Genomic DNA, 17,229 nt, shown 5'->3' with positions numbered 1-17,229 from the left:
TTTGGCGGACAGCGCGGCGTCACGCCGGAGCGATCGATCGAGCATCGGCGCGACGTCGGGCGTCGTCGGGCCCGCAACTGCGCTTACAGTCCGACCTGCTGGACGCGCCGGAACAGATAGTAGCACGCGACGACCGGCGCGTAGCCGGGGACGAACAGTCCCACCGCACCCAGCAGCACCCACGTCTCGCGATCGGGCGACCAGTCGGTCGCCGCCGACTCGGTGGGCAGGCTCCGGAGATCCTGGTGGAGCGCCAGGGGCAGCGACAGCGTCACGAGCAGCGCTGGCGTCCCCAGCACCAGAATCGTCACCTTCGGCGAGAGGAACACGCCGGCCGTCGGCAGCGGGTTGCCGAGCACGACCGAGAGGGTGAACATCGGCGCCAGCGCCAGCGTGAGCGTGTACACGACCGGGACGGTCGCGACGAGGTACCACCAGCGGCTCCCCGCCCCCGACAGCTGTTCCTCGTCGGAGCCGATCGACGACGCCTGCGATGCGGTGGCGTCGGACACGTGCGAACTGTCCGAGAACGGCGGGAAAAGTATGCGGGGGTTACCGCCCGAGCGCGGCGTCGCGCGACGGTACGGGGCGGCTACCGCGATGCGATCGGGAGGGCACAGTCGGCGAGGGCGGGACGCCGAAGCGCCCGCGGCGTCGATGCCGAAGCGCCCGCGGCGTCGATGCCGAAGCGCCCGCGGCGTCGGCGGCGTCGCGACGCCTACAGCGCTTCCCGGTACGCGTCGAGCGCCGTCTCGACGTCTTCCTCGGTGTGGGCGTAGCTGACGAACTGCGACTCGAACTGGTTCGGCGTCAGGAACACGCCTCGCTCCTTCATCGCGGGCCAGAACAGCCGCTCCCAGCGCTCGGTGTCGCAGTCGGCGACGTCGGCCGCGTTCTTCGGGCAGTAGTCGTAGCGCGGGCAGTCGGGACGCTGCTCGCAGCCGGCCTCGCAGTGCCCGTCGGTCGCGTCGGGCCCCTCGCGCGTGAACATGACCTTGAACATGCTGTCCGTGCCGGCGACCGTGTACTGGGGCGCCTGATCGTGGATGATCTCGGTCAGACCGCGCCGAAGCGTCTCGCCCAGCTCGTTGACGTGCTCGTACACGTCGTTCTCGGCGGCGTACTTGAGCGACTCGTAGCCCGCGGCCATCGTGACCGGGTGCCCCGAGAACGTGCCGGCCTGGAACACGTCGCCGCTCGGAGTGAACTGTTCGATTATCTCGGCGGGGCCGCCGATCGCACCGACGGGGAAGCCGCCGCCGACGATCTTGCCGAACGTCGTCACGTCGGGCGTGACGCCGAACTTCCCCTGGGCGCACTGGAGGCCGCCGACGCGGAAACCCGTGATGACTTCGTCGAAGATCAGCAACGCGCCGCGGTCCTCGGTGACGTCGCGCAGCGTCTCCAGGTAGCCGTCTTCCGGCATCACGATGCCCGAGTTCCCGAGCATCGGCTCGGTGAGCACGGCCGCGATCTCGTCGCCGTGGGCCTCGAACGCCTCGTGGATCGCGTCGAAGTCGTTGAACGGCACGGGCAGCGTGTGCTCGGCGAACTCCTCGGGGACGCCGGCGGTGCTCGGCTGTGGGTTCTCGGCCGACCCCTCGACGAGCGTCGACTCCTGAGCGCCGTGGTAGCCGCCCTGCATGACGACGATCTTGTCCCGGCCGGTGTAGCCCCGCGCCAGCCGAACCGCCGAAACGGTCGCTTCCGTGCCGGAGTTGACGAACCGGGTCATCTCGACGCTCGGGACGTGGCGGGCGACGAACTCCGCGAGATCGACCTCGACCTCGGTCGGGGCGCCGTACATCGGCCCCTCGCTGACCGCCGACTGAACCGCGGCCTGCACCGGATCCGGAAGATCGTGGCCGTACAGCAGCGGGCCGTAGCCGTTGACGAAATCGAGATAGCGGTTGCCGTCGGCGTCGACGACGTGGCCGCCGTCGCCGCGCTGGACAAAGAACGGATACGGGCGGATCGCCCGAACGGAGGAGTTGACGCCGCCCGGAATCGCCGACAGCGCCCGGTCGTACAGGTCGCGAGAGCGGTCGTGGTTCATGCTCGCACGGTGGCGCTCGCGCGTAAAGTCAGTACCGAAGCCAGCGAGGCAGTGGCGTCGAACGGCGGTCCGAAGCGAAGCTATCGGACGTCGAAAAAAGCTGCGAGAAAGGGTGCGACGCGGGCGCGGGCGCCACCCGCGAGCCGGTCGCGAGAACGGCCAAAGCGAAGCAGAGGCAACGGACCGAAGGCGTCGTGCCGGACCAGACCGGGGCGTGGCGGCCCTACACTGCGTCGGGCCCTCTGTTACCGGTGCGGACCTGCAGCGCGTCGTCGACCGGCAGCACGAATATTTTGCCGTCGCCGGGCTCGCCCGTGTTGGCGCCCTCGCGGATCGCCTCGACGACCTCGTCGACCGGCGTGTCCGCGACGACGCACTCGAGCTTGACCTTCTGGTGGAGGTCGACCGTGTACTCCTCGCCGCGCCACTGGCCCTTCTTCGCGGGCTGGCTGCCGCGGCCGGAGACGTTGGTCACCGTCAGCGAGGGTGCGCCCGCTTCGGCGAGTTGCTTCTTGACCTCGCCGAGGCGGTCGGGGCGGATTATCGCCATGACCATCTTGATGTCGCGTTCTTTCTCGACGCCACCGTCGGTGCGGATCTCCTTGCCGCCGTCAGAGCGCAGCTCCGACGAGGTCTGCGCTCCGGAGGAGCGCTGACCGCCGTCGGTCGCGACGTCGGGTTTGCCGAACTCGGGGTAGGTGTCGACGCCGTGTTCGGAGACGTCCAGCCCGTCACGCTCGTGCTCGGGGGTGACCCGAGCCTGCCCGGCGAGCTTGAGCGCGCCGAACACCGCGGCGGTCGCGACGACGGTCCAGAGCGCGATGACGGAAACGCCCAGGAGCTGGACGGCGAACGCTTCGGCGATACTCGTTCCCTCGAGTGCGGCCGAGGTGGCCACGAAGGGGAACAGCAGCGTACCGAGGATGCCGGCCGAGCCGTGGACCGGGAACACCGCACAGACGTCGTCGATCTTCAGGCGCTTCTCGACGAAGCCGAAGACGATCGGGAGCTGCGCGCCGGCGAGGCCGCCGACCACGAAGGCGCCCCACCAAGTGGTGGTGTCGGGGATCGCGGTGATCCCGACCAGGCCGGCCAGCAGGCCGTTCGCGACGTATAGCGTGTCAACTTTGCCCGTTTTCAGCAGCGCGACCGCGCCGGCCCCGATGGCGCCGCAGGCCATCGCGATCGTCGTCGTCATCGCGACGCGGCCGACGGTCTCGAAGGCGCCGAGAACGAGCGCGCCGTCCTCGACGGCGAACACCGTCGCGGCGGTGCCGACGTTGAATCCGTACCAGCCGAAGGCCAGGATCAGCGTCCCCAGCACGGCGAACGTCAGCGAGTGACCGGGAATGACGTTGACCGAGCCGTCCTCGTTGTATCGGTCCATGCGCGGACCGAGCACCCACGCTGCCGTGAGCCCGGCAACGCCGCCCATCCCGTGGACGATCATACCGCCGGCGAAGTCCTGGAACACGACGCCGTTGATCGCGATGATCTCGCCGGCCCACGTCAGGCCGGTGACGACCGGGTAGATGACCGCCGCCAGCAGGAACGTGTAGCTGACGTACGCGCGGAGCTTCGCGCGGCCGGCGACTGCGCCGGAGACGATCGTCGCCGCCGTCATCGCGAAGACGGCGCCGAACAGCCAGCTGACCCAGTCGTTAGCGCTCTCGGCGGCGAAGGCGGGCGAGAACCCGCTTCCGCCGACCAGCGACGAGACGCCCGCACCGATGAGGAAGAACACCGTCACGCCGACGCTCCAGGTCAGCAGGTTCTTCGTCAGCTGGTTCGCGACGTTCTTCGAACGCACCTGACCGGCCTCCAGCATCGCGAAGCCAGCGTGCATGAAGAAGATCAGGAACGACACGACCAGTACCCACATGAGGTTGATACCCTCGGCGAGCACCGTCGGATCGACCTGCAGCGGCGCTACCATGCTGCCACCTCCACGGACCGCGTGGTCCTCGGGGGCGAGGACCCGTAGTCGTCCACCAATTCACTCGTATTCCGAACGATCGTGTTCTGCATCACGATTGAGATTCAGGAAGCACACCAATATAAGGATTAGCGTTGACGTTCGTCTATAATCGAACCTCCTAATTGGAAATCTCTCGAAGTAATAGTACGTTATACGTATATAAGGACGTTCGTCGGACGAACTCGTCCGTCACTCGGTATAACTTTTGGACGGTCGTACAGTCGAGATCGTCGGCGCCGAACGACCGTTTCCTTACCCGGCGCGTCTCGCCGCGAGCGCGCAGCGGGCGGGCCCGCCGATACGCGAGCGAGTACAACACTGAACTCGGGGTACGTTTATTGCCCAGCGGGACGGACCTGTGGGCATGGAGAAAGTCGCGATCGAGAGCGTCGAGACGGAGATCAACCCGATGCGAGTCCACAGCGTCCGGAAACCGGTCTCGCGCGCGCTCGGCACGACCGACGTCGCGATGAACTACTTCGAGCTCGAACCCGGCGAGTCCTTCTCGGGCGCGCTCCACACCCACGAGGATCAAGAAGAGATCTTCTACGTCGAGGCCGGCACCGCGACGTTCGAGGTCGGCGTCGACCGCGAGACGGTCGACGTCGGGGCCGGCGAGCTGATCCGGTTCCCGCCCGGCGAGTTCCAGAAGGGCTCGAACGAGGACGAGGAGCGCGTCGTCGGCTGGGCGATCGGCGCGCCGGGCGCCAGCCACGACTGGGACGAACTGTACTCGCGGGCGTACTGTCCGGAGTGCGAGGACGAGACCACGCAGGACGTGGGATTCGCGAGCGGACAGTTCGAACTCGAATGTACGGAGTGTGGCTACGAGCAGGGGTAGGTCGGCGTCGCGTTACTCCGCAGGATCGAACCGTCGCGTGTACACGGCGGACCCGTCACCGACCACGATCCGGAGGGCGCCGTCGTTCGGCGCGTCGTAGGCAACCGTGATCGCGTCCCCCGGTTCGACCGTCCCGTACTCGTCGGCGAACTGCCGCTCGGTCTCGCCGCCGAGCGTTTCGAGCGTCAGCGTCGCGGCGTCTACGGCGTCGCCCGCGGCGTGTTCGATCGTCGCCTCGTCTGCGGCCGGATCGTGATCGACTGCCCACGTCACGGCCGGCGTCGCGCCGTCCACGGCCCGTTCGGCGAACTCGGCGACGCCGACCGTCCCGTCGAGACGGACCGACCGACCGCTCTGGCGGACCGCGATATGCGGGGGCGTGAACGCTCCGCCCAGCGAGCCCCGGCGGAACTTCGCCCGGTCGACCGCCCCCGCCGCCTCGGAGTCGGGAAACTGTAGCAGTTGCGTGCGGTGGGCGTCAGCGCCGTCGAGCAACCACAGCAGTGCGTGTCCCGTAGCGTTCGTGTGGGGTCCTTCGGTGATCGCACGATCGCCCGCAGAGGTCGTGAGTACCGTCGGTCGACCGATCCGCTCCGTGAGCGCCGCAAACGCGTCGCGTTCCTCGTGATACCGGGGCGCGTCGCCACTTCGGGCGTCGATCGTCGCTTCGACGTATTCCCCCGAGAGCCGCTCGCTGGCCCAGACGACGGCGCTCTCGCGAACGGCTACACGCTGACCGAGCGACCCTTCGAACCGGTCGTAGCCGCCGTACTCGCCGACCCGCTCGTAGCTACTCCCCAGTAGCGTTTCGACGACGGCGTCGGCGTCAAACGTCCCGAGCACGACACCGCCCAGATACAGCCCGGCCTGGATCACTTCGTCGACGCTCCCCTCCGGGATTCCGAGGTGATCCGGCGGCCCCAGGGCGTACCCCAGCCCTCGAGCCTCGCCGACCGAAACGTCGTCGTGGGCGCGAATCGTCGCGACGTCGACGTAGCGCGCGAAGTAGTCGTCCGCGTCGCGGAACGTCCGAGGGGCCGGAAGCCACCGCCGGTAGGTCGGCGCGCGATCCGGCGCCAGCGCCGTCCCCGGTGTCACCGTCGCCGTGCCGCTCGACGCCGTCAGCACGCCGACGCCGAGCGCCGCGCCCGATCGCCGAAGAAGTTTGCGGCGTGACAGGTAAGCCATGAACGCTTGTTTCAGGCATTTTATCTTAAAACCACCGCCTACTTTGGGAATTCTATCGCGGAGACGCGCTATCGGACGGATCGAACTGTCGGATGAACGTGCCGCTCTCCGAGCGCCAGCGGATTCGCAACGGCTCGTCGGTAAAGAGCGTCACCGAGTCCTCGGGGCCGACGGTCTCGTACTCGTCGGCGAACTGCCGATCGTACGAGTCGCCGACGTCGGTTTCGAGCGTTAGCCGATCCGCGTCGACCGGATCGCCGGCGGCGTGCTCGACGGTCAGCTTCGAGGCGAACGCGTCGTACTCGACCGTCCAGGTGACGACCGGCTCCGTCGTTCCATCGACATCGGCGCCGAACTCCGCGGTCGGCGTCGTCCCGTCGAGGCGGATTCTCCGGCCGTCCGTCCGAACCGCGTCGACGCCGCCACCCGACAACCGATCGCCGACCGCGTCGCGTAGCACCGATTCGTCGAGCGCCTCGGCCTGCTGGGCTTCGGGGAACTGCACCACGAACGATTCGTGGCTCCGCTCGCCGTCGAAGTCGGCGAGCTGTGCGTACCCGTTTGCACGAGTGATTTCGAGTCTCTCCTCGGCGTCGACGCCGACGCTGCTCTGGATTCGATCCGGGCGACCGATAGCCTCGGTCAGCGCGGCGGCGGCATCGCTGTACTCGTGTAACCGCGGGACCTCGCCGCGGTGTGCGTCGATCACAGCCTCGAGAAGATCGTTGCCGTACAGTTCGTGCGTCCAGATCACCGCACCATCCTTCACGGCGGCACGCTGGCCAAGCGTCCCCTCGAACAGCGTGAACTCGCCGCGGGTTCCCATCTCCTCGTAGCCCGTTCCGAGCAACGTCTCGACGACGGCGTCGGCGTCGTACGAGCCGACGACGACGGAGGTCCAGAGCGGCATCGGATTGATCACCGCCTCGATGTCCTCGAAGGCGATCCCGAAAGCGTCCTGCCCGCCACGAACGTTTGCAAACCGTTTGTACAGCGACTCGGGAAGCTGATCCTCGTGCGCTCGCAGCGCGCGAACGTCGAGATACCAGTAGCCGACGAAATCCAGTCCATCCTCTGGAACCTCGGGGGAGGGAACCCACCGCCGATACGTCGGGTCGCGATCGGGCGCCAGCGCGGTGTCGGGCTCGGGAGCGTCGTCCGACGGGAGCACGCCCGAACAGCCCGCGAGGGCACCGAGCGACGACGCGGCGGCGCCCGCGCCGGCCCGGCGGAGCAGGTCGCGACGTGACAGGAAAGTCATGAGTTCGCGTTCAAACTGTCAACTGTTAAAATTATCGCCCGCAGCCGAATCCGAACGCGCGCTACAGCCGCCGCGCCACGTCCTCGGCGAAGTAGGTGAGAATCAGATCGGCGCCGGCGCGCTTGATCGACAGCAGCGACTCGGTCGCGGCGGCGTCCAGATCGAGCCAGCCCTTCTCGGCGGCGGCGTGAAGCATGGCGTACTCGCCGCTGACGTTGTACGCCGCGACGGGGTAGTCGAACTCGCGGTCGACGTCGCGGACGATGTCGAGGTACGGCAGCGCGGGCTTGACCATCAGCACGTCGGCGCCCTGCTCGACGTCCAGCCGAACTTCGCGGGTAGCCTCCTCGCGGTTCGCGGGGTCCATCTGGTAGTGACGCCGATCGCCAAAGGCCGGCGCGCCGTCTGCGGCGTCTCTGAATGGGCCGTAGAAACTGCTCTCGTACTTGGCGGCGTAGCTCATGATCGGCACGTCGGAGAACCCGGCGTCGTCTAACGCCTCGCGGATCGCCCCGACCATCCCGTCGGTCATGCTGGAGGGCGCGACCATCTCGGCGCCCGCCTCGGCCTGCGAGACGGCGATCTTGCCGAGCAAGTCGAGCGTCTCGTCGTTTTTCACCGTGAGGTCCGGATCCTCGGCGGCCGTCTCCTCGACGACGCCGCAGTGGCCGTGGTCGGTGTACTCACAGAGACAGACGTCCGTGATGACGTAGGCGTCAGTCTCGGCGGTGATCCGGCGCGTCGCCTCCTGCACGACGCCGTCCTCGGCCCAGGCGCGAGAGCCCTGCGCGTCCTTGGACTCGGGGATGCCGAAGAGCATCACCGCCTCGACGCCCGTCGCGAGGACCTCCTCGACGCGGTCGACCGCCTGGTCGATCGGCACGCGCTCGTGGCCCGGCATCGACTGGATCGGGACCCGCTCGTCCGTGGTCGCGTCGACGAACACCGGCGCGATCAGATCCTCGGGCGCCAGGCTGGTTTCGCTGACCAGCTCGCGGACGCCGTCGCGGCGGAGCCGGCGCGGGCGATCGGTGAAGTTCATGATCCGGGCTACGGACGGGACGGTGAAATTCTCGTCGTTCGTCGCGCTGTCACTGTCGTCGCCCTCGTAACTCATCGCGAAGCGTGGAAATGCTTAACCGGTAGAATCTTCTACTCAGTAGTAATGAGTACCTCAGTAAAGATAAGTGAGCGAGCCAAATCCAGACTCGAGGAGTTACAGGCCGAAATTCGGCTCGAGACGGGAACGAAGGTCACCCAACAGGAACTGCTCGACCGACTCGTCGAGGAGTCGTACGAATCGAAGGACGAACTCGTCGACTCGTACAGGGACGACTTCGAGGGGCTCTCGGAGGAAGAGATCGACCGATGGATGTCGGGGACGGTCGCGTCGGAGAACCCAGTAGACGAAGACGAGATCGACGAGGTGTTGTACGACGATGAGCATCTTCGTTGACACCGGCGTCTTCTACGCTCACCACGATCGATCCTCGCCGCGCCACGACGCCGCGGCGGCGGCAATGCGCGAACTCCTCGCAGGAAGGTACGGCAAAGCGTTCACGAGCGACTACGTGTTCGACGAGACGGTGACGCTCACGCTGTCCCGGACGAGCCGAGTCGAAGCAGCGCGAAAAGCGGGCGAACGGATCCGCGGTGCCGGTGACTACCCCGATGTCGTTTCGTTGCTGTTCGTCTCGTCCGACTGCTTCGAGCGCGCCGTCGCGGCGTTCGATCGGTTCGACGACCACGCCCTGAGCTTCACCGACGCGACGACGGTGGCACTGGTCGAGGAACGCAACATTGACGCGGTGCTATCCTTCGACGACGATTTCGACGGCCTCGTCGAGCGCGTCGATCCGATCACCCTCGCCGAGTAGTCGCCGCGTCTGAAAGGTTTTAAGCGACCGCGACGCCAGCGTGCGACTATGAGCCAAGCCACCAAGATCGTGATCGGAACCGTCGGCATCGCCGCCGTCCTCTCGCTCGTGCTGATCGTCCAGACGCTCGCCTGATGTTCTCGGAACGCGACCTGCCCGAGGACCTCGCCGCCGTGCGGGACGAACTCGTCCCCGGCGCCGTCGTGCTCGACTGCGAGTCGGACTTCGAGACGCTCCCGCCCGCACAGGCCGAGGATCTCGGGCTGCTGGTCGACGAACTGGCCCCCGCGACGTACTCCGAGGAGTGGATTCCCGAGGACGCGCCGCAGCTGCTCCACCGCTACGCCGGGAGCGACTTCACCATCGGGATGCCGGGCGACGGCAGCGTCGCCTGGACCCGCCAGACCGACCCGCCGATCGTGCTGGTCAAGCCCCGCGTGGAGGGAGCCTCCGAGGAGTTCGTCGACTTCCTGATCGGCGAGGCGCTGGTCGAACTCGGCGTCGACGCGCCCGAGCACTTCATCCAGTTCTTCGGGGACCGCTACCCCGCGCTCGACGCCGCCGTCGATCTGGATCCCAACAGCACCTACCAGATCGCCGCCGCGCTCTGTGACGCCTGGGTCGGGCTCTTTACTCGCAACACGTTCGGCCAGTGGCGCGAGGACGGCTCACGACTCGGCGCGGCCTGGGAGGACGCCGGCGAGCGGATCGAGGGGCGACTAACGGACCTGCCGGCGTCGGTCGCGCAGGGCCAGACGGACTTCGCCGACGCGACCGAACTGGCCTGCAGCGGGATCAAGCACGGCAAGGAACTGCCCGATCCGTTCGGCGCGCTCGACAACCGGGCGTACGCGAATCGCGGCGCCGACTACGCGGTGACGTGGGCCGAAAAGACGTTCGAGAAGCTGTAGAGCGGCGTCAGAACTCGACGTCGGTCTCGCCGTCGGCGTCCAGATCGATCACGCCGTCGAACTGCTCGCGGTAGGATTCGAGCACGTCCTCGGGGTGGACCTCCTTCGAGAGATGAAAGAGACCGACAGCGTCGTGCTCTGCCAGCAGTTCCAGTAGCTCGCCGACCGCTTCCTGGGTCTCTTCCTCGCCGGCGTAGTACGCCAGCTCGGTGATCGAGTCGAGGCTGATCCGAACTTTCCCGTCGTGAGAGTCGAGGAACCGCTCGGTCTGCTCGATGATGCCGTCGAGGTCGTCGGGCGAGCCGACGTAGTGGACCGCGTCGCTCGATCGTCGGGAGTAGCCCCGCTCGACGCTGAGCGTGTCGAGGATCTCGGCGGACGTCTCGTCGACGTCGTAGTACTCCAGTTTCTGCTTGACCTCGCGGGCGGTCGTCCGCGTCGAGATGACCAGGAAGTGATCGGTGTCGGTCTTGAAGAAGTCGGTGTCGATGCGGTCGGTCTCGCCGGTGCTCGGGTGCAGCAACAGGACGCCGGTCCCGCCGGGAATCGTCTCCGGCGCGCCGTCTACCGCAAGCGAGTAGTCCATACGTGCCGAAAACCCAGCGGACGAACTTAAGGTTGCGGGTGGCGGATCGGGAGACGGTAGCAGGGGGCAGTGGTGTAGAAACGGTGCGAGCATCCGCGACCGAAGGGAGCGGTTCGCCGAAAGACGCTGGCGTCTTTCGAGCCCTCGTTCGCGCACTGTGTGCGCTCACGAGGATACCGGGCGCGACCGAAGGGCGCGCCCGGCTTTTTGGCCGAGCTTTTTGCACCGAGCGGTGAGCGAGCAACGCGAGCGCACCCGAGGTGGAAAAAGGTCGTAGCGTCGTCTTACAGGACGCCGTCTTCTTCGAGCACAGTTTTGAGTCGGTCCATCGTCGCGACGACGACCTGACAGTGGGGGCGCACCGCGTCTTTCGGGACGAAGCCGACCGATTTGCCGGCGACCTGCAGCATCGGCAGGTCGTTCGCGCCGTCGCCGACCGCGATCGTGTCGGCCATGTCGACGCCGGTCTCGGCGGCGAGATTCTCCAAGGCGGTGTCCTTGGTGCCCTCGATCAGCGGCCCCTCGACCTCGCCGGTGAGGTTGCCGTCCGCCATCGGCAGGCGGTTGGCGACGATCGTGTCGACCTCGACGTTCTCCCGCGCCAGCGCGGCTTCGACGCCGCGCTCGAAGCCGCCGGTCAGGATCGCGGTGTGGACGCCGGCGTCGTTGAGCGCCTCGATCAGGTCGGCGGCGCCCTGGCGGAGGTACACCTGCCCGAACGCCTGCTCGGCGCGGGCCTCGGGGAGGTCCTCCAGCAGCGCGGCGCGCTCGCGCAGGCTGGTGGCGTAGTCGATCTCGTCGTTCATCGCCCGCTCGGTGATCGATTCCATCTGGCCGGCGACGTCGTACTGCTCGCCCAGCAGCACCGTCATCTCGGAGTCCGAGAGCGTGCCGTCGAAGTCGAACGCGACAAGCGTCATTGCTCTCGGGTTGGCGGAGCGGGGTTGAAAAACGTCCGCTTTCGGCGTCGAGCGGCGGTGCCGGTCGCAGTATGTCGACCGCTACCGATCACCGGGAACGCATTTCGGGGTTCGGACACAACAGGGGGGTATGTCCAGACCAGACGTCGACGAGATACTCGATCCGACACCGGACGGGAGAGAGGTGCGACAGGATCTCCAGCAGGCGCTGCTGTCGGGAGTCGCGATCACGGTCCCCTTCTTCGTGACGGTGCTGGTGTTGGTGTGGGCCACCAACTTCGTCTCGGACGCGCTGTCGCCGCTGGTCGAACTGCTTGGCGTGTTCGGCCCCGCCTCCGAGCTCGGGAAGATCGTTCGTGAGGCCATCGCCGCGACGGTGCTCATCGGGCTGATCCTTGTCGTCGGGCTCGCCGCCCAGCACGGCCCGAACACCGGCTTCGGCAAGCGCATCGACGCCGTCATGGGCGAGCTTCCGGGGATCGGCTCGATCTACACCAGCGTCGACCGGATGAGCGAGGTGATGGTCGAGGGGGACACCGAGAGTTTCCGGGAAGTCAAGATGGTGGAGTTCCCCCAGCAGGAGAGCTTCGCGATCGGCTTCCTGACAGCGGAGTCGCCGACGGCGATCGAGGAGGCGGCGGGCTACGACCGGATGCAGACGCTGTTCGTGCCGATGGCGCCGAACCCGGTGATGGGCGGGCACCTGCTGAACATCCCGGTCGAACGCATCCACGACGTCGACCTCACCGTCGAGGAGGGGATGCAGGCGATCGTCACGACGGGGATGGCGATCGACGAGAACGCCCACGGCGAGCAGTAGCGTGTCGGGGCTGCTCTCGAATCCGATCGCGCTCGCGCTGATTCCGGCGGTGCTGTGGGGGTTGACGCCGATCTTCGACAAGCGCGGGATGGCCGCGGGCGGCGGCTCGGTGCAGGCGTCGCTCGTGGTCGTGGTCGTCGAGGTCGCGATCTACTGGACAGCGATCGCCGCACTGCGTGGCGGATCTGCCTTCTCGGGACTGACGCCGGAGATCCTGGCGGTGTTCGTCGGCGCCGGCGTCGTCGGGACGGCGCTGGGCAGGATCGTCATCTTCGTCGGCGTCGACCGGGTGGGAGCGAGCCTGAACAACGCCGTCCTCAGCACGCGCCCGCTGTTCGCGACGATCGTAGCGCTGGTCGCGCTCGGCGAACCGGTCGGGCCGCTCACGATCGCCGGGATCGTCGTGCTCGTGGGAGGACTCGCGACGCTGACGATCTCGAAGGGCGGCGACCTGCAGGGTTGGGACCCCCGGGACCTGGCCTGGCCGCTGGCGGCCGCCGCGACGTTCGGCTTCGCCAACGTCGCCCGCCGGTACGGGCTGCTGGAGTCGCCGATCACCGCACTGGAGGCCGTCGCGCTCAACGAGACCGCCGGGATGATCGCGCTGACGGCCTACGTCGTCGCCGCTCGCGGCCGGGCGAACGTGCTTGCGCGCCCGCGTGAGACCTACGCCTACTTCGCCTCCAGCGGCCTGCTGACGACCGTCGCGATGCTGTCGCTGATGGCGGCGCTGGGCCTGGAGTCCGGCCGGGTCGCGCTCGTCGACCCGCTGGTGGCGACCGCACCGCTCTTTACGGTGATCTTCGCCGCCGGGCTGCTGCGCGAGTTCGAGCGCGTGACCAGAGGCGTCGTCGCCGGTGCGGCGCTGATCGTCGTCGGCGCCGCGCTGATCACGCTGTGAGCGGCGGGCGTCGACGCCGCGCTGATCGTCGGCAGTCCGAAATCGGGGCGACTCGGTGACGCCGTCGACGCCGCCGCGACTGCGGCGTCTCGACGCCACCACCGGACTGCCGGAATCCGCTCCGTCGTCCCGATGAAGAAAGGGTTATCCCCGACCCCTTGTATCGAACGCGTATGAAGGTACTCGTGACCGACCCGATCGCGGACGCCGGCCTGGAGCGGCTCCGCGAGGCGGGCTACGAGGTAGAGACAGCCTACGACGTCGAGGGCGACGCCTTGCTGAACGCCGTCTCGGACGCCAACGGGCTCATCGTCCGCTCGGGCACCGAGGTGACCGAGGAAGTGTTCGAGGCCGCCGAGGACCTCGTCATCGTCGGTCGCGCCGGCATCGGCGTCGACAACATCGACATCGACGCCGCCACCGACCACGGCGTGATCGTCGCGAACGCGCCGGAGGGCAACGTCCGCGCGGCCGCCGAGCACACGGTCGCGATGGCGTTCGCGACGGCGCGCTCGATCCCGCAGGCCCACAGCCGACTGAAGGGCGGCGAGTGGGCCAAGGGCGACTACCTCGGTACCGAAGTCAACAAGAAGACGCTGGGCGTCGTCGGCCTCGGCCGCGTCGGTCAGGAGGTCGCCAAGAAGCTCGACTCGCTGGGCATGGATCTGGTCGCCTACGACCCCTACATCAGCCAGGACCGCGCCGACCAGCTCGGCGCCGAACTCGTCGATCTCGACGAGTGTCTCGACCGCGCCGACTTCCTGACCGTCCACGTCCCGCTGACCGACGAGACGGAGCACCTCATCAGCGACGAGGAGCTCGCCCAGCTCGAAGGCGGCTACCTCGTCAACTGCGCGCGCGGCGGCGTCGTCGACGAGGAAGCGCTCGCGGAAGCCGTCGAGGACGGCGTGATGGCCGGCGCCGCGATCGACGTGTTCGCCGAGGAGCCCGTCTCGCAGGACAACCCGCTGCTCGACGTCGAGGACGTCATCGTGACGCCTCACCTCGGCGCCAGCACCGAGGCCGCACAGGAGAACGTCGCCGTCTCGACGGCCGATCAGGTCGTCGCCGCGTTCCGCGAGGAGCCCGTGATCAACGCGCTGAACGCCCCCTCGATCGACGAGAGCGCGTTCCCGCGCGTCGAGCCGTACCTCGAACTGGCCGACACCGCCGGCAAGATCGCCGCCCAGTTGCTGGGCGACCGGATCGCCGAGATCGAGGTGCGCTACGAGGGCGAGATCGCCGAGGAGGACGTCGAACTGGTTACCGCCAGCGCGCTCAAGGGCGTGTTCGAGCCCCTGGAGTGGCAGGTCAACGCGGTCAACGCGCCGAAGATCGCCGACGAGCGCGGCGTCGACGTCACCGAGACCAAGACCCGCCAGGCCGAGGACTTCCAGAGCCTGATCACGGTCACCGCGAAGGACGGCGACAAGGAGATCAGCGTCGACGGCACCCTCTTCGCCGGCGACGACCCGCGGATCGTCCGGATCGACGGCTACCGCGTCGACGCGATTCCCTACGGCAACATGCTGGTCGCGCGTAACGAGGACGCGCCCGGCGTGATCGGTCACATCGGCAGCGTGCTCGGCGACTACGACATCAACATCGCCGGGATGTTCAACGCCCGCGAGACGATCGGCGGCGAGGCGCTGTCGGTGTACAACCTCGACGGCGACGTCCCCGACGACGTGCGGGAGAGTCTCGAAGCCGACGAGCGCATCATCGAGGTGCGCCAGATCACGCTCGACGGCCGCGACGAGTAACCGCCGACCGGCGTTGCCGACCGCCATCTCTTTCGGCATTAGCAAGCCTCAGAACGGAGTTAACAACGGGCGTCAGTATTTTCACAGTGTGGTCGAAACACGGTAGCTGACTATTGATGGCGCCCGATCGTGAGCCGATGACCGTTCTCCTCGTCGACCCCGCCGACGCGATGGGCGTGGTCGAGGAGGCGCTCGTCGGCGAGGATCCGACGATCACCGTCGAGACGGTCGCCTCGCCCGACGGGGTGGCCGAGACCGGCGAAGATCCCGACTGTATCATCGTGCTCGAGTACGAGGAGGCGGGCGTCGACGGGATCGAACTGCTCCACGACGTCGAGGACCGGATCGCGGACGTCCCGATCGTCGTGTTCGTGATCGACCCCGAGTCGTACTTCACCCAGACGGCGCTGGAAGAGGGCGCGGCCGACGTGCTCACGATCGGGACCGGCGGGACCCGGGAGACCGACGAGGACTTTCCGCTCCTCCTGACCCGGCGCGTCCGCCACGCCGCCGGCAAGGGCGAGTCGTTCCAGACCGACAGCGAGCTGCTCAACTCGGTGATGGAGTATCTCCCCCACCAGGTGTTCATCAAGGACGACGTCGGACGGATCGCCGCGATGAGTAATGTGGCGATGCACGAGCACGAGCCCACCCAAGAGGAGATCCAGGGCTTTACCGACCACGACCTGTTCGACACCGAACTCGGGCGCGAACTCTACGAGGAAGAACAGGAGATCATGGAGCGCGAGGAGCCGATCATCAATCGGGTCGAACGCTACGTCCAAGACGGGCAGGACCGGTGGGTGTCGACGACGAAGGCGCCCCGCTACGACAGCGACGGCGACGTCGTCGGCATCATCGGGACGGCTCGCGACGTCACCGAGCAGAACCGCCGCGAAGTGATGGTGAACGCCCTGCACGCCGCCAGCCGCGATCTGGTAACCGCCGAAACCTACGACGACATCGCGGCGACGGCCGTCGACATCGCCGACGACATCCCCGACCTGCCGGTGCTCGAAGTCGTGCTGTACGACGACGAGGACAGACGCCTCGAGACCGTGGCCACCGGCCACACCGAGGACACCGCGTCCGTGTTCGAGCGCTACGAGGAGTGGTTCCGCCGGGCCTACGAGTCGGGGGTCGGTCAGTACGTCGTCTCGCTGTCCGACGACGACCCCGGCGCGGTCGTCGGCTACGCCAAGTCGGAGGTGACCGACAGCGTCGATCCCATCGCGGTCGCGCTTCCGCTGGGCGAGCACGGCGTCCTCGGCTTCGCCTCGACCAGCGGCACGTTCGACGACGCCGGCGTCGAACTCGCCGAGGTGCTGGCGGCCAACGTCGAGGCCACCCTCGACCGGGCGGCCCGCGAGGAGGCGATCCGCGAGCGCGAGCGCGAACTCGCCCGCCAGAACGAGCGCCTCGAGGAGTTCGCCAGCATCGTCTCACACGACCTGCGCAACCCGCTGTCGGTCGCCCAGGGCTACGCCGAGATGTTCGACGACGACGACGCCAACGCCGAGGAGGTCCGCTGGGCGCTCGATCGGATGGACCGGCTGACCGACGAGCTACTGACGCTGGCCCGTCAGGGCCAGATCGTCGGCGACACCGAGAACGTCGCGCTGTCGGGCGCGGCCTGGGACGCCTGGCAGGGCGTCGACACCGGCGCCGCGACGCTCTCCGTCGAGGACGACCTCGGAACGGTGGCCGCCGACCGCGACCGGCTGCTGGAGCTGCTGGAGAACCTCTTTCGCAATGCGATCGAGCACGGCCACGATCCGGACGATCCGGTCACCATCACGGTCGGCCGCCTGAACGCCGGCTTTTTCGTCGAGGACGACGGCCCGGGGATCCCGGATAGCGAAAAAGAAACCGTCTTCGAGCAGGGCTACACCAACGCCGACGACGGCACCGGCTTCGGCCTCTACATCGTCCGGACGCTCGCCGACGCCCACGACTGGTCGGTCGAGCTCACCGACGCCGGGGCCGACGGTTCGAGACCCGGCGGCGCGCGCTTCGAGATCACCGGCGTCGAGCGGGGGAAGCACTCGCCGAGCGTCGATAGCGGGCACCGCTCATGACCGGCCGACGACCGGCAATCCGAGCCCGGAAATCCGCCGTTACTGTTTT

17 protein-coding genes are annotated in these 17,229 nt (G+C 67.7%); 9 read left to right on the top strand and 8 right to left on the bottom strand.

The features are described 5' to 3' along the window. Positions 1–83: 83 nt before the first annotated feature. The 3 genes from NO931_RS05345 to NO931_RS05335 form a co-directional block, all read right to left on the bottom strand. Positions 84–512, bottom strand: a complete 429-nt coding sequence (locus NO931_RS05345) for a hypothetical protein (RefSeq protein WP_256391602.1) — start codon at positions 510–512, stop codon at positions 84–86. Between the two features lie 206 nt (positions 513–718). Beyond that, complete coding sequence (hemL, locus tag NO931_RS05340; protein WP_256391601.1) at positions 719–2,056, bottom strand: glutamate-1-semialdehyde 2,1-aminomutase; 1,338 nt, start codon at positions 2,054–2,056, stop codon at positions 719–721. Between the two features lie 223 nt (positions 2,057–2,279). Then, positions 2,280–3,992: an ammonium transporter gene (locus tag NO931_RS05335; RefSeq protein WP_256391600.1), complete on the bottom strand. Its 1,713-nt coding sequence runs from the start codon at positions 3,990–3,992 to the stop codon at positions 2,280–2,282. Positions 3,993–4,398: 406 nt separating this feature from the next. Here NO931_RS05335 and NO931_RS05330 point away from each other — a divergent pair, with 406 nt between their 5' ends. Further along, complete coding sequence (locus tag NO931_RS05330; RefSeq protein WP_256391599.1) at positions 4,399–4,875, top strand: cupin domain-containing protein; 477 nt, start codon at positions 4,399–4,401, stop codon at positions 4,873–4,875. A 12-nt stretch (positions 4,876–4,887) separates the two neighbouring features. On the opposite strand, the gene NO931_RS05325 is transcribed toward NO931_RS05330, so the two are convergent. The 3 genes from NO931_RS05325 to hemB form a co-directional block, all read right to left on the bottom strand. Further along, entirely contained in the window at positions 4,888–6,063 is a 1,176-nt protein-coding gene (locus NO931_RS05325; protein ID WP_256391598.1) for a hypothetical protein, read from the bottom strand. Between the two features lie 52 nt (positions 6,064–6,115). Beyond that, entirely contained in the window at positions 6,116–7,324 is a 1,209-nt protein-coding gene (locus NO931_RS05320; protein WP_256391597.1) for a hypothetical protein, read from the bottom strand. A 61-nt stretch (positions 7,325–7,385) separates the two neighbouring features. Further along, positions 7,386–8,366 carry a porphobilinogen synthase gene (gene hemB / locus NO931_RS05315; RefSeq protein WP_256392040.1) on the bottom strand — a complete coding sequence of 327 codons (981 nt, stop codon included), beginning with the start codon at positions 8,364–8,366 and terminating at the stop codon, positions 7,386–7,388. Positions 8,367–8,489: 123 nt separating this feature from the next. Here hemB and NO931_RS05310 point away from each other — a divergent pair, with 123 nt between their 5' ends. The 4 genes from NO931_RS05310 to NO931_RS05300 are packed head-to-tail and all read left to right on the top strand — an operon-like array spanning position 8,490 to position 10,112. Further along, on the top strand, positions 8,490–8,780 hold the full coding sequence (locus tag NO931_RS05310; RefSeq protein ID WP_256391596.1) for a hypothetical protein: 291 nt from the start codon (positions 8,490–8,492) through the stop codon (positions 8,778–8,780). Beyond that, positions 8,764–9,201: a type II toxin-antitoxin system VapC family toxin gene (locus NO931_RS05305; protein ID WP_256391595.1), complete on the top strand. Its 438-nt coding sequence runs from the start codon at positions 8,764–8,766 to the stop codon at positions 9,199–9,201. The genes NO931_RS05310 and NO931_RS05305 overlap by 17 nt, the downstream gene beginning before the upstream one ends. 48 nt (positions 9,202–9,249) lie before the next feature. Then, entirely contained in the window at positions 9,250–9,336 is an 87-nt protein-coding gene (locus NO931_RS20910) for an adenosine deaminase (protein ID WP_445668781.1), read from the top strand. Next, positions 9,336–10,112 (top strand): DUF7089 family protein, encoded by a 777-nt coding sequence (locus tag NO931_RS05300; protein ID WP_256391594.1) that lies wholly within the window; start codon positions 9,336–9,338, stop codon positions 10,110–10,112. Before NO931_RS20910 ends, NO931_RS05300 begins: the two co-directional genes overlap by 1 nt. Before the next feature lie 7 nt (positions 10,113–10,119). Here NO931_RS05300 and NO931_RS05295 read toward each other — a convergent pair whose 3' ends face one another. Continuing rightward, positions 10,120–10,698, bottom strand: coding sequence for a DUF7090 family protein (locus tag NO931_RS05295; protein ID WP_256391593.1), 579 nt, complete (start codon positions 10,696–10,698; stop codon positions 10,120–10,122). Between the two features lie 284 nt (positions 10,699–10,982). After that, a complete protein-coding gene (gene serB / locus NO931_RS05290) occupies positions 10,983–11,618 on the bottom strand; it encodes a phosphoserine phosphatase SerB (RefSeq protein ID WP_256391592.1) in 636 nt (211 codons plus the stop codon). Positions 11,619–11,748: 130 nt separating this feature from the next. Between serB and NO931_RS05285 the strand changes: the two genes are divergently transcribed. The 4 genes from NO931_RS05285 (at position 11,749) to NO931_RS05270 (ending at position 17,180) form a co-directional block, all read left to right on the top strand. Beyond that, positions 11,749–12,438 carry a DUF502 domain-containing protein gene (locus NO931_RS05285; protein ID WP_256391591.1) on the top strand — a complete coding sequence of 230 codons (690 nt, stop codon included), beginning with the start codon at positions 11,749–11,751 and terminating at the stop codon, positions 12,436–12,438. A gap of 1 nt (position 12,439) precedes the next feature. Then, a complete protein-coding gene (locus NO931_RS05280) occupies positions 12,440–13,339 on the top strand; it encodes an EamA family transporter (protein WP_256391590.1) in 900 nt (299 codons plus the stop codon). A 173-nt stretch (positions 13,340–13,512) separates the two neighbouring features. Then, a complete protein-coding gene (gene serA, locus NO931_RS05275; protein WP_256391589.1) occupies positions 13,513–15,102 on the top strand; it encodes a phosphoglycerate dehydrogenase in 1,590 nt (529 codons plus the stop codon). A gap of 116 nt (positions 15,103–15,218) precedes the next feature. After that, positions 15,219–17,180 (top strand): ATP-binding protein, encoded by a 1,962-nt coding sequence (locus NO931_RS05270; RefSeq protein ID WP_256391588.1) that lies wholly within the window; start codon positions 15,219–15,221, stop codon positions 17,178–17,180. Positions 17,181–17,229: the final 49 nt, after the last annotated feature.

This window comes from Natronoarchaeum rubrum (genome assembly GCF_024494695.1).
The sequence above is the reverse complement of the archived record's forward strand: the minus strand, read 5'-3'. Positions and strand labels throughout refer to the sequence as shown.